The organism is Verrucosispora sp. SN26_14.1 (assembly GCF_004307965.1).
Taxonomy (GTDB): Bacteria; Actinomycetota; Actinomycetes; order Mycobacteriales; family Micromonosporaceae; genus Micromonospora.
This window is the reverse complement of record NZ_SISL01000148.1, coordinates 1-12,758: the sequence shown is the minus strand read 5'-3', so window position 1 is coordinate 12,758 and position 12,758 is coordinate 1. Positions and strand designations below refer to the sequence as shown.

The following is a 12,758-nucleotide window of genomic DNA, read 5'->3' as shown; positions in this document are numbered from 1 at the left end:
CCGGGGAGCCGGACGCCGGCCCGGCGACCCGACCGGCGGACCTGGTCGCCACCGAGGAACTGCTGCCGATCGAACCGGCGGCCGCCGCCCTGGCCAGCGCCGCCTTCATGGAGCTGGGCGCGGTGGTCTGCACCGCCCGCTCGCCTCGCTGCGGTGTCTGCCCGGTCGAGGCGACCTGTGCGTGGCGGGCGTCCGGCCAGGTCGCCCCGGACGGCCCGACGCGCCGTCCGCAGCGGTACGCCGGCACCGACCGCCAGGTACGCGGCCTCCTGCTCGGGGTGCTGCGCGAGGCGACCGGCCCGGTGCCGCACCAACGCCTGGACCAGGTCTGGTCGGACGACGTGCAGCGGGCGCGGGCACTGGCCGGTCTGGTGACCGACGGTCTGGTCGAGCCGGTCGGCGAGAGCGCGTTCCGCCTGGTCGGCGACGGTCCACCGGCCCCGGTCCCGATCTGATCGCAGTAGCGGGCCGGCTCCCGGGTAAGGAGCCGGCCCGCAGAGTTCTGCCTGGTGTGGCACTGATCCGTCCCGGTATGCCGGCCCGGTCGGTGTCGCTCGGTCAGGCGGAGTAGCCGCGGCTGGCGATCCAGTCCGCCAGCACTTCGGTGTCCATCCAGTACTCGGCCTTGGCGGGATCCGCCGAGTCGGCGATCTTCACCTGGCTGCCGCCGTCCCGATAACCGGTCACCGAGATGTAGTGACCGGACTCGAACGAGTGGCTGCCTCCGCCGAGGTCGACTGCGGTGCCGAAGACGTTGGCCACCACGCTCCGGTCGTCGTCGACGGTACGGACGATGTCCTCGCGCAACCGCTCGGTCTCGGCCTCGTCGGCGACCTGGCCGGGGATCTCCACGGTGCGGTAGACGTCCTTACCGGCCTTGTTGTTCAACGCCTTGGTGATCACGAACGCCGAGTCGGTGCCCCGCTCGGTGGTGCCCATCTCGCGGGCCAGGTCGTCCTGCGAGACGTCCTTGTCCATCACGCTGAGGGCGTTCCGCACCGCGGCCGGACCGCAGTAGTAGAAGTTCGGCTGGGCCTGGTAGCGGACCTTCAGCTGCCGCTCGCCCTTGCCGTGGCCGCGCTCCGTCACGGTGGCCAGGGCGTCGGTGCTGTTCGTCGCCCCCACCGCGGCCATCGGACCGCTGATCATCCCACCGGCACAGACGGCACCGGCGGCGGTCAGCGCGGCCTTACGCATCAATGTCGTCATGGTCATTCCTCCAGCTCGGGGGATCGACACGACACCCGGGACTGCGGAGAGGGTGGATGCCGCGTCGGAGGGAAGAAGCAGGTGACACCACGAACGGTGGGGTGCCCCGCCATGGGTGCAACGGCTCGGATAGGCCACACATTCCGGGCTTACCGGGCGTACGCCGATCCCGCTCTGCGGTGCGCCGCGACTACCTGGCCACCAGAGCCACCACGGCCACCCCCGGTGCAACCGCTCGGGGCGCCGACCCATGCCCGGCGGCCGGGTGACAGGGTCCTTCCGGCGCCCTCGCTGAGCGGAATGTAACCGGGTGCGCTGAAGCATCCGACTGTCCGGTTCGAGGATCCGCACCGAAGCGGCGACACACGACGGCGGCCCGGTGGCAGGTGCCACCGGGCCGCCGCTGGTCGAACCAGCCGACTACCTACTCGTCTGCGCCTGCCGCGGCGGTGCTGCCGCCGAGGTCGGCCGGGACCGCGTCCGGCACGGTGACCGGCCGGTCGGAGCCCTTGAAGACGAGCTTGGACTTGTCGATGTCGTTCGGGTCGCCCTCGCAGTCGACCACCACGATCTGACCGGGGGTCAGCTCGTTGAACAGGATCCGCTCGGACAGGTTGTCCTCGATGTCGCGCTGGATCGTGCGACGCAGCGGCCGAGCGCCGAGGACCGGGTCGAAGCCCTTCAGCGCCAGGTACTTCTTGGCGTTGTCGGTCAACTCGAGACCCATGTCCTTGTTGCGCAGCTGGGTCTCGATCCGGGCGATCATGATGTCCACGATCTGGAGGATCTCGTTCTGACGCAGCTGGTGGAAGACGATGGTGTCGTCGATGCGGTTGAGGAACTCGGGCCGGAAGTGCTGCTTGAGTTCGTCGTTGACCTTCTGCTTCATGCGGTCGTAGTTGGACTCGGAGTCCTCCGACTGCTGGAAGCCGAGCGAGACCGCCTTGGCCACGTCCCTCGTACCGAGGTTGGTGGTCAGGATGATGACCGTGTTCTTGAAGTCCACGATCCGGCCCTGACCGTCGGTGAGCCGACCGTCCTCCAGGATCTGGAGCAGCGTGTTGAACACGTCCGGGTGGGCCTTCTCGATCTCGTCGAAGAGGACCACCGAGAACGGCCGACGCCGCACCTTCTCGGTCAGCTGCCCGCCCTCGTCGTAGCCGACGTAGCCGGGAGGCGCACCGACGAGCCGCGACACGGTGTACCGGTCGTGGAACTCGGACATGTCCAGCTGGATCAGGGCGTCCTCGCTGCCGAACAGGAACTCGGCGAGCGCCTTGGACAGCTCGGTCTTACCGACACCCGACGGGCCGGCGAAGATGAACGAGCCCGACGGACGCTTCGGGTCCTTCAGGCCGGCGCGGGTACGCCGGATCGCCTTCGAGACCGCCTTGACGGCGTCCTCCTGCCCGATGACGCGCTTGTGAAGCTCGTCCTCCATGCGCAGCAGGCGCGAGGTCTCCTCCTCGGTCAGCTTGTAGACCGGGATGCCCGTCCAGTTGCCCAGCACCTCGGCGATCTGCTCGTCGTCGACCTCACTGACGACGTCGAGGTCGCCGGCCTTCCACTCCTTCTCCCGCTGCGCCTTCTGGCCCAGCAGCTGCTTCTCCTTGTCGCGCAGCTGAGCGGCGCGCTCGAAGTCCTGCGCGTCGATCGCGGACTCCTTGTCCCGGCGCACCTGGGCGATCCGCTCGTCGAAGTCACGCAGGTCCGGCGGCGCGGTCATCCGGCGGATCCGCATCCGGGCCCCGGCCTCGTCGATCAGGTCGATCGCCTTGTCCGGCAGGAACCGGTCGGAGATGTACCGGTCGGCCAGCGTCGCCGCCGCCACCAGCGCCGCGTCCGTGATGCTCACCCGGTGGTGCGCCTCGTACCGGTCCCGCAGGCCCTTGAGAATCTCGATGGTGTGGGCCAGCGAGGGCTCACCCACCTGGATCGGCTGGAAACGACGCTCCAACGCGGCGTCCTTCTCCAGGTGCTTGCGGTACTCGTCCAGCGTCGTCGCGCCGATGGTCTGCAGCTCACCACGGGCCAGCATCGGCTTGAGGATGCTCGCCGCGTCGATCGCGCCCTCGGCGGCGCCCGCACCGACCAGGGTGTGGATCTCGTCGATGAACAGGATGATGTCGCCCCGGGTGCGGATCTCCTTGAGCACCTTCTTCAGGCGCTCCTCGAAGTCACCCCGGTAGCGGGAGCCCGCCACCAGCGCACCCAGGTCGAGCGTGTAGAGCTGCTTGTCCTTCAGCGTCTCGGGCACCTCGCCCTTGATGATCTTCTGGGACAGGCCCTCCACCACGGCGGTCTTGCCGACGCCGGGCTCACCAATCAGGACCGGGTTGTTCTTGGTCCGGCGGGAGAGCACCTGCATCACCCGCTCGATCTCCTTCTCGCGCCCGATCACCGGGTCGAGCTTGCCCTCCCGGGCCGCCTGGGTCAGGTTCCGCCCGAACTGGTCGAGCACCAGGCTGGTCGACGGGGCCGCCTCGCCCGGGGCGGTGCCGGCGGCGGCCGGCTCCTTGCCCTGGTAGCCGGAGAGCAGCTGGATCACCTGCTGGCGGACCCGGTTCAGGTCGGCGCCCAGCTTCACCAGCACCTGCGCGGCCACGCCCTCGCCCTCGCGGATGAGACCGAGCAGGATGTGCTCCGTGCCGATGTAGTTGTGGCCGAGTTGCAGAGCCTCGCGCAGCGACAGCTCCAACACCTTCTTGGCCCGCGGCGTGAACGGGATGTGCCCGCTCGGCGCCTGCTGGCCCTGGCCGATGATCTCCTCCACCTGCTGGCGGACGCCCTCCAGCGAGATCCCCAGGCTCTCCAGGGCCTTCGCCGCGACGCCCTCGCCCTCGTGGATCAGGCCCAACAGGATGTGTTCCGTACCGATGTAGTTGTGGTTGAGCATCCGGGCCTCTTCTTGGGCCAGGACGACAACCCGTCGCGCTCGGTCGGTGAACCGCTCGAACATGCCCTCGTGCTCCTCACGTGCCGTGCGCACTCGATCTTGGTGGTCAAGACTCTCGGCGGGGCCGGATACGCAAGCGCCCGGGACGGGCGTCCGCGCCTCTTTACTCTATCGCCGCGGACCGACTCGGCTGACCTCGTGTGTCTCCGACGATGGCCCGGTACGCGTCGTTTTGCACAACCCTCCACGCTCAACGGGTGTTCCGGGCATGGTGCGTGTACGCGCAGAGCGAAATTCGAGCACGAGCCGGGGGCCGCCGGAAGCACCGCACGGAGCCCTCCCGACACCGGACGGTCACCCCTCGCCCGTTGTCCACAGGCTGTGGACAAACCGTCCACCGGCTGTGGACAACGGGCGGCGCGCCCCGTACGGCCGGACGACCGCGCCGGCCCGGAGAGGCGCTCCGAACCGGCGTGGCGGACGGCCTGGTCTCAGTGACCGGCCTTGGAGTGGTACTCGTCGACGATCTCCTGGGGGATCCGGCCCCGGTCCGAGATCTCCTTGCCGGCCTTGCGGGCCCAGGCGCGGATGGCCTTGTTCTGCTCGCGGTCCGCCGTGGCGCCGCCCCGGCCCCGGGCGGCACGCCCACCGACGACCACACCGCCGCGTCCCACCTTCGACCCACCGGCGATGTACGGCGCGAATGCCTCACGCAATTTCTCGGCGTTCGAACCCGACAGGTCGATCTCGTACTGGACGCCGTCGAGCGCGAACTTGACAGTCTCGTCCGCGTCCCCGCCGTCCAGGTCATCGACCAGCCTCTGAATGATCTGCTTGGCCACGTCCCACATTCCTTTCGCGCAGGGTTCGGTGCACCTGCCAGTTACCAGAGCACAATAGCTCGTCAGATGCTTGTTACGTCAATGGGATCCGGTAACGCGGCGGAAAGTTCCGTGTCGACTACTCGGGGCGAACCAAGGGGAACAGGATGGTTTCCCGAATTCCAAGACCGGTCAGCGCCATCAGGAGCCGGTCGATTCCCATTCCCATGCCACCCGCCGGCGGCATTCCGTACTCCATCGCCCGGAGAAAGTCCTCGTCGAGCCGCATCGCCTCGTCGTCGCCACGGGCACCCAGCTGCGCCTGCGCGACCAGCCGTTCCCGCTGCACCACCGGGTCGACCAGCTCCGAGTACGCGGTGGCCAGTTCGACCCCGCGCACGTACAGGTCCCACTTCTCGGCCAGCCCCGGCTCCTCGCGGTGCCCACGCGTCAGCGGGCTGGTCTCCTCCGGGTAGTCCCGCACGAAGGTGGGTGCCACCAGGCCGGGCACGACCAACTCCTCGAACAGTTCCTCGACCAGCTTGCCCGACCCCCACCTGGGGTCGACGGTGAGGCCCACCTTGTCCGCGTACTCGACCAGGCGGCGGTGCTCGGTGCGGACCGTGACCTCGTCACCGAGTGCCTCGGAAAGCACGCCGAACAAGCTCACCGAACGCCACTCACCGCCGAGGTCGAACTCCTGACCGTCGGCGTGAGTGACCACCGTCGACCCGGCGACCGCCATCGCCGCCTGTTGCACGAGATTGCGGGTCAGTTCGGCCATCGTGTTGTAGTCGCCGTACGCCTCGTACACCTCCAGCATCGCGAACTCCGGCGAGTGCGAGGAGTCGATGCCCTCATTACGGAAGTTACGGTTGATCTCGAAGACTCGCTCGACACCGCCGACCACGGCGCGCTTGAGAAACAGTTCCGGTGCGATTCGCAGATACAGGTCGGTGTCGAGTGCATTGCTGTGGGTCACGAAAGGACGGGCCGTCGCGCCACCGTGCAGCAACTGCAACATCGGGGTCTCCACCTCGAGGAAACCCGTGTCGTGCAGGGAATCGCGAAGACTACGGACCGCCGTTGCCCGCGTGCGTACCATCTGGCGGGCCTGCGGGCGCACGATCAGGTCGACGTAGCGCTGCCGGACCCGGGCCTCCTCGCTCAGCGGCTTGTGCGCCACCGGCAGCGGGCGCAGCGCCTTCGCGGTGGTCACCCACTCCTGCGCCAGCACCGACAACTCGCCCCGGCGGCTGCTGATCACCTCGCCGGTGACCCCGACGAGGTCACCGAGGTCGACCAGCCGCTTCCAGTCCTCCAGCCGCTCGGGGCCGACCCGGTCCAGCGAGAGCATCGCCTGGAGCTCGGTGCCGTCGCCGTCGCGCAGCGTGGCGAAACAGAGCTTGCCGGTGTTCCGTACGAAGATCACCCGGCCGGTCACCGACACCTGGTCGCCCGTCGCGGTGTCCGTCGGCAGGTCGGCGTAGCGTTCCCGCACCTGGGCCAGGGTGCTGGTCCGCAGGAAGCTGACCGGGTACGGCTCGACGCCGTCGGCGAGCATCCGGTCCCGCTTCTCCCGGCGGACCTTCATCTGCTCGGGAAGGTCGTCGGCGGGGTCGACTGGCACGGGGCTCTGCTGGGTCACGGCACGCTTCCTCAGTGGGAGATTTCGGGCGAGGTCAGGCCCGAGCGTACTCAAGCCCTCCGGCGGCCGTCGGCGGATAGCCTGCCGGTCATGACGCATCCCACCGAGGCCCGCTCGTTCGGTCCGGCGGCGGCCGACTACGACCGCTACCGGCCCCGCTACCCGGAGGCGGCACTGCGCTGGGCGCTGGACGGACTGACCCGGCCCGCCCGGGTGGTCGACCTGGCGGCCGGCACCGGCATCCTCACGCGTGGCCTGCTCGCCCTGGGACACGAGGTGATCGCCGTGGAACCCGACCCCGAGATGCGCGCCCACCTGGTCGCCACCACCCCGGGGGTACGCGCGGAGGCCGGTGCCGCGGAGTCCATGCCGCTACCCGACGGGTACGCCGACGCCGTCCTCGCCGGTCAGGCGTACCACTGGTTCGACCGGGAGACGGCGCACGCCGAGATCGCCCGGGTGCTGCGCCCCGGCGGCGTCTTCGCCCCGATCTGGAACCTCCGGGACGAGCGCGTCGACTGGGTGACCGAGCTGAGCCGGATCGCCGAGATCGGGGACACCGTCGACCACCTGCGCCAGACCGTCACCGACTTCGGCGACGTCTTCGCCCCACCCGAGTGGGCCGAGTTCCCCCACACCACCACGCTGACCCGCGACGACCTACGGGGCCTGGTCCGGACCCGCTCCCACTACCTGACCGCCGCCCCCGCCCGCCAGGCCGAGGTCGACCACCGGGTCCGCCACCTCCGCGACACCCACCCCGCCCTGACCGCCCGGGGCCTCATAACCCTCCCCTACCGCACCCTCACCGCCCGCACCCACAAACCCTGACCCACCCACCCCGAGCCCCAGCTCGACGCTGACGCCCGTCCGAGTCCACGCCTGACGCCACGCGCCTACCCACCCCAACGAACGGACGCACCGCCCCCACCCCAGCCGACCACCCCACCGGAACGGATGACGCCGGCCCCGAGGGTTTCCGGGCCGCCCGACCGGCGCAGGGATCAAGCCTGACCGCCCGGAGCCGGTCGGGCGGCCCGGAAACCCCACCAGCAAGAAGAACAGAACCCAAAAGCGTCAGACGTTCCGCTCATACACCATGCGCAACCCGATCAACGTGATCATCGGCTCGTGATGAGTGATCGTCCGGCACTCGTTGAGCACCAGCGGCGCCAGTCCACCGGTGGCGATGACCGCCTTGAGCTCGCCCAGCTCGGCGGCCATCCGCTCGACGATCCGGTCCACCTGGCCGGCGAAGCCGAAGTACAGCCCGGCCTGGAGGCACTCGACGGTGTTCTTGCCGATCACCGACCGGGGTCTGGTCGCCTCGACCTTGCGCAACTGGGCGGCGCGGGCGGCGAGCGCGTCGAAGGAGATCTCGATGCCGGGCGCGAACGCGCCACCGAGGAACTCTCCTCGACCGCTGATCACGTCGAAGTTGGTGGTGGTGCCGAAGTCGACCACGATCGACGGTCCGCCGTAGAGGCTGTGGGCCGCCAGCGTGTTCACCACCCGGTCGGCCCCGACCTCCTTGGGGTTGTCGATGGCGAGCTGTACGCCGGTGCGGACACCCGGCTCGACGATGACGCTCGGCAGGTCGGCGTAGTAGCGGGTCAGCATGGTCCGCAGCGAGCGCAGGGCGGCCGGGACGGTCGAACAGGCGGCCACCCCGGTGATCTCGACCGCGTCCCCGGCAAGTAGACCCCGGAACATCAGGCCCAGCTCGTCGGCGGTGGATCGGGCGTCGGTCTTGATCCGCCAGTTGTGCACCAGCTTGTCACCGTCGAAGGTCGCCAGGACGGTGTTGGTGTTCCCGATGTCGATGCAGAGCAGCACGCACGAAGCCTAGACGGGTTCAGTCCGTACGCAGGTCCAGGGCGATGTCCAGGATCGGCGAGGAGTGGGTGAGCGCACCGACGGAGAGGAAGTCGACGCCGGTGGCGCCCACCTCGGCGGCGTCGGCGAGGGTGAGTCCGCCGGTCGCCTCCAACTCGGCCCGGTCGCCCACCGCCGCCACCACCGTGCGCAGTGTCGCCGGAGGCATGTTGTCCAGGAGCAGGAAGACCGCGCCGGCCTCCACCGCCTCCACCGCCTCGTCGAGAGTGTCCACCTCCACCTGCACCGGTACGTCCGGAAACGCCTCCCGGACCCGGCGGTAGGCGGCGGCGACACCACCGGCGGCGAACTTGTGGTTGTCCTTGACCATGGCGACGTCGTGCAGGCCCATCCGCTTGTTCGTGCCGCCACCGGCGCGGACCGCGTACTTCTCCAGGGCGCGTAGGCCGGGCGTGGTCTTGCGGGTGTCCAGGACCATCGCCTTGCTGCCGGCCAGGGCGTCCGCCCAGGCCCGGGTGTGGGTGGCGACGCCGGACATCCGGCAGAGCAGGTTCAGCGCGGTCCGCTCGGCCGTGAGCAGCACCCGGGTGGGGCCGGTGACCGTGGCGAGCACGTCGCCCCGCGCCACCCGCTCGCCGTCGCGGGCCACCAGCGACACCTCGACGGTACGTCCCGTCCCGGTCACCTCGCCGGCCAGCTCGAACACGGCGGCGGCGACGGCCAGCCCGGCGACCACCCCGTCGGCCCGGGCCACCAGGTCGGCGGTGTCGGTCTGGGTGGCCGGGATGGTGGCGACGCTGGTGACGTCGAGCAGGTCCGGACCGAGGTCCTCGACCAGCGCCGTCTCCACGATCCGGCGCACCTCCGCCGGGTCGAGCCCGTTCTCGTGCAGCATCCGTGCCGTGTCCGCCATCAGCTCTCCTCCCACCGGGTCGTCAACCGGCCCTGCGCGCCTATCGCGCCGACCAGGTGCCCCTGCCATCGCTCGTCGGCCGCCCCGTGGTCCTCCCGCCAGTGGCAGCCACGGGTCTCCTGCCGCGCGTACGCGGCGGCGACCAGCGTGGCGGCCACCGTGAGCAGGTTGGTCGCCTCCCAGTCGGCGGTACGCGGGGTGCCCCGGCCGGCGCCCAGGTCGACCAGTTCGGCGGCGGTCGCGGCGAGCGTGCCGGCGGAGCGGAGCACACCGGCGCCCCGGGTCATCGCCTGTTGCAGCCTCGGGGTCGCCGCTGCCGGCGCCACCCAGCCGGTGCCGCCGCGCCACGCTCCGGTCTCCGCCGGGCGGGCCTGCTCGGGCAGGCCGGACGCGATGTCGTCGGCGATCCGCCGGGAGAAGACCAGCCCCTCCAGCAGCGAGTTGCTGGCCAGCCGGTTGGCGCCGTGCACGCCGGTGCAGGCGACCTCGCCGCAGGCGTACAGGCCGGGGATGGAGGTCCGGCCGCGCAGGTCGGTGCGTACGCCGCCGGAGGCGTAGTGGGCGGCCGGCGCGACCGGGATCAGGTCGGCTCCCGGGTCGACGCCGATGGCCAGGCACGAGGCGACGATGGTGGGGAAGCGTCGGGCCAGGAAGTCGCCGCCGAGGTGTCGGGCGTCGAGGTGGACGTGGTCCGCGCCGGTGTCCAGCAGGACCCGGTGGATGCCCTTGGCCACCACGTCCCGGGGCGCCAGCTCGGCGAGGTCGTGCTGGCCGAGCATGAACCGCTTGCCGTCGGCGTCCACCAGGTACGCGCCCTCACCCCGCAGCGCCTCGGAGACCAGCGGCTGCTGGGCGTGCCCGGCACCGGGTACCCGGGCGGCCGGCGGCACGATCAGCGCGGTCGGGTGGAACTGCACGAACTCCACGTCGGTGACTGCCGCGCCGGCCCGCATCGCGAGCGCCACGCCGTCGCCGGTGGAGACGGCGGGATTGGTGGTCGCCGCGAAGATCTGCCCCATCCCGCCGGTGGCCAGCACCACGGCGCGTCCGAGGATGGCGCCGACCCCGTCCTCGCTGCCCTCGCCGAGCACGTGCAGGGTGATGCCGCACGCCCGGCCCAGCCCGTCCGGGCCGTCGCCGGGGGCGCGGAGCAGGTCCAGCACCAGCGCGTGCTCGACGAGCCGGATCCACGGGTCGCGGCGTACCGACTCGTGCAGGGCGCGTTGGACCTCGGCGCCGGTCGCGTCGCCGCCGGCGTGCACGATGCGGTCGGCGCGGTGTCCGCCCTCGCGGGTGAGCATCAGCGAGCCGTCCGGGTGGCGGTCGAACTCGGCACCGATCCGCATCAGCTCGCGCAGTCGGGTCGGTCCCTCCTCGACCAGTACCCGCACCGCCGCCGGGTCGCAGAGGCCGACGCCGGCGATCTCGGTGTCCGAGGCGTGCATCGCCGGGGTGTCCGCCGGGTCGAGGACCGCCGCGATGCCGCCCTGGGCCCAGCGGGTCGACCCCTCGTCGATGTTGACCTTGGTGACCACCGTGACGTGCAGTCCGGCCCGGCGCAGGTGCAGCGCGGCGGTCAGCCCGGCCACCCCGGAGCCGACCACGATCACGTCGGTGGTCTCCACCCAGCCGGGCGCCGGGGCGGCCAGCAGGCTCGGCAACGTGGGCAGGCCGACGGTCGGGAGCTCCATGCCACCAGTCAACCCGAATGCGTCTCGGCTCGGACGGCGGGGGCCGGACGAGTGGTTCTTGCTACTTCGTCCGGACCGGCAGGCCGGCCGGACCGGCACCCTTGAGCGAGCCGGTCACCTTGCGGTCACCGAGCCACAGGTAGCAGCGGACCCCCCGGTCCCCGGCCCGCCACCGGCCGGCCCCCGGCGGCCGGACCACCAGGTCGCTGCGGAAGACCAGGTCCGTGTCGTTCGGTACGCCCGCGTAGCGCGCGATCACCGCACGGCAACCCTCGTAGAACGGCGCCCACTGGGCGCTGCGCGTCGGGTACGCCCGCTCGGGCGACTGCCACACCCCGACGAACTCGGCGTCGTGGCGCGTGGCGCAGTCCACCGCGACCAGGGTCTGCACCATCCTGTTCCGGTCGGTACGCGTCTGCTGGCAACCCAACCGCACCGGCGACGGTGCCCGGAGCGCGTCCCGCAGCGAACCGGTACGCAGCACCACCGTGGCCGCCGCCTCGGCCGTGGTCACCTCCATCAGGTCGCAGCGGTACCACCGCGAACCGGCGGCCCAGCCCGGCTCGGAGGGCACCGCCACGGCCAGCCGCAGCCGGCCGGCCCGCCAGTTGTCACCGACGAAGCCATTGGCCCGGTTGTCGCACTCGGCGAAGGCGGTCCGCAGTTCGGCGGAACCCACGGCGGGCGGTGCGGCACGGTCGGCCGGCAACGCACCGACGTGCACCGTCTCCACCCGGTGCGGCTGCGCGCAGTCCACCGGCGCGTACGCGGCCAGCGAGACGGTGGGGGTGAACTCGGGCTCGTGGCAGACCTGGGCGGCCGGGGTGAACGGACCGGGTGGCGGCAGAGCCCCCCAGTCGTCGATCAGGTCACCGTCGAGCCCACCGGACCCGCTGCAGCCCACCAGCAGGGCCGCCACGGCGAAGGCCGCGACCAGGCTTCTCGTCGCACGCTGCATGACGCCGCCTCCCCCAGCCAGCGACCGTCTCCCGACGGCGCCCCCAGGGTAACCAAAAATGACCTTCCGGTGACAGACCGGATTCCCGGGCATGTGTGTAAGGAGGGGACCCTTCCTATACACGAGGCGTTAGCAGGGGGCCCTTCCTTACACCGTGAGCGGGTTGGGGATGGGGGCGCCGGCGGTGCCGGGCGCGGCGGTCGCCGGGTCGGCGTCCAGCTCGACGATCCGGTTCTCGGCGTCGACGTGCACCACCCGAGGGTGGTACGACCGCGCCTCGGCGTCGTCCATCTGCCCGTACGAGATCAGGATCACCAGGTCGCCCGGGTGCACCAGGTGGGCGGCGGCGCCGTTGATGCCGATCACGCCGCTGCCTCGCCGCCCCGGGATCACGTACGTCTCCAGCCGGGCGCCGTTGGTGATGTCCACGATCGCCACCTGCTCGCCGGGTAGCAGGTCGGCGGCGTCGAGCAGATCCTCGTCGACGGTCACCGAACCGACGTAGTGCAGGTCCGCCTGGGTGACGGTGGCCCGGTGGATCTTCGACTTGAGCATGGTGCGGTACATCGGGAACGCCTTTCGCGAGCTGCGGGGTCAGGAGGTCGGGGCGAGCCGGACCGGAGCGTTGTCGATCAGCCGGGTCTCGCCCACCCAGGCCGCGACGAGCAGCCGGGCCGGACCTTCGACCGGGCCGGGCGCCAGATCGGGATCGGCGAGCACCAGGTAGTCCAGCCGGGCACCGGCGGCTGCGGCGCCGAAGGCCGCGTGCGCGGCGGTGAGCACCGA

11 protein-coding genes and 1 pseudogene are annotated in these 12,758 nt (G+C 71.0%); 2 read left to right on the top strand and 10 right to left on the bottom strand.

Features of this window, described 5'->3' with window-relative positions:
• Positions 1-455, top strand: a pseudogene (locus EYA84_RS15185) (A/G-specific adenine glycosylase); the annotation flags it as partial.
• A gap of 103 nt (positions 456-558) precedes the next feature.
• On the opposite strand, the gene EYA84_RS15180 reads toward EYA84_RS15185, so the two are convergent.
• The 4 genes from EYA84_RS15180 to lysS form a co-directional block, all read right to left on the bottom strand.
• Complete coding sequence (locus EYA84_RS15180; protein WP_131053722.1) at positions 559-1,215, bottom strand: C39 family peptidase; 657 nt, start codon at positions 1,213-1,215, stop codon at positions 559-561.
• 418 nt (positions 1,216-1,633) lie between these two features.
• Positions 1,634-4,168, bottom strand: coding sequence for an ATP-dependent Clp protease ATP-binding subunit (locus tag EYA84_RS15175; RefSeq protein ID WP_131053723.1), 2,535 nt, complete (start codon positions 4,166-4,168; stop codon positions 1,634-1,636).
• 428 nt (positions 4,169-4,596) lie between these two features.
• On the bottom strand, positions 4,597-4,947 hold the full coding sequence (locus EYA84_RS15170) for an Lsr2 family protein (RefSeq protein WP_162854363.1): 351 nt from the start codon (positions 4,945-4,947) through the stop codon (positions 4,597-4,599).
• Positions 4,948-5,065: 118 nt separating this feature from the next.
• Positions 5,066-6,574, bottom strand: coding sequence for a lysine--tRNA ligase (gene lysS / locus EYA84_RS15165; RefSeq protein WP_131053720.1), 1,509 nt, complete (start codon positions 6,572-6,574; stop codon positions 5,066-5,068).
• Between the two features lie 90 nt (positions 6,575-6,664).
• Between lysS and EYA84_RS15160 the strand changes: the two genes are divergently transcribed.
• Positions 6,665-7,405 (top strand): class I SAM-dependent methyltransferase, encoded by a 741-nt coding sequence (locus tag EYA84_RS15160; protein ID WP_131053719.1) that lies wholly within the window; start codon positions 6,665-6,667, stop codon positions 7,403-7,405.
• A gap of 246 nt (positions 7,406-7,651) precedes the next feature.
• On the opposite strand, the gene EYA84_RS15155 is transcribed toward EYA84_RS15160, so the two are convergent.
• The 6 genes from EYA84_RS15155 to EYA84_RS15130 all read right to left on the bottom strand — a co-directional run.
• Entirely contained in the window at positions 7,652-8,410 is a 759-nt protein-coding gene (locus EYA84_RS15155) for a type III pantothenate kinase (RefSeq protein ID WP_131053718.1), read from the bottom strand.
• A gap of 19 nt (positions 8,411-8,429) precedes the next feature.
• Positions 8,430-9,323, bottom strand: coding sequence for a carboxylating nicotinate-nucleotide diphosphorylase (gene nadC, locus EYA84_RS15150; protein WP_131053717.1), 894 nt, complete (start codon positions 9,321-9,323; stop codon positions 8,430-8,432).
• The gene (locus EYA84_RS15145) at positions 9,323-11,014 is read right to left on the bottom strand and encodes an L-aspartate oxidase (protein WP_131053716.1); all 1,692 of its coding nucleotides are present in this window, start codon (positions 11,012-11,014) and stop codon (positions 9,323-9,325) included. Before EYA84_RS15145 ends, nadC begins: the two co-directional genes overlap by 1 nt.
• Before the next feature lie 61 nt (positions 11,015-11,075).
• Positions 11,076-11,972 (bottom strand): septum formation family protein, encoded by an 897-nt coding sequence (locus tag EYA84_RS15140; RefSeq protein WP_131053715.1) that lies wholly within the window; start codon positions 11,970-11,972, stop codon positions 11,076-11,078.
• A gap of 147 nt (positions 11,973-12,119) precedes the next feature.
• Entirely contained in the window at positions 12,120-12,539 is a 420-nt protein-coding gene (gene panD / locus EYA84_RS15135; protein ID WP_131053714.1) for an aspartate 1-decarboxylase, read from the bottom strand.
• A 27-nt stretch (positions 12,540-12,566) separates the two neighbouring features.
• The coding region (locus EYA84_RS15130; protein WP_201272397.1) for a pantoate--beta-alanine ligase at positions 12,567-12,758 on the bottom strand (192 nt) is incomplete at its 5' end.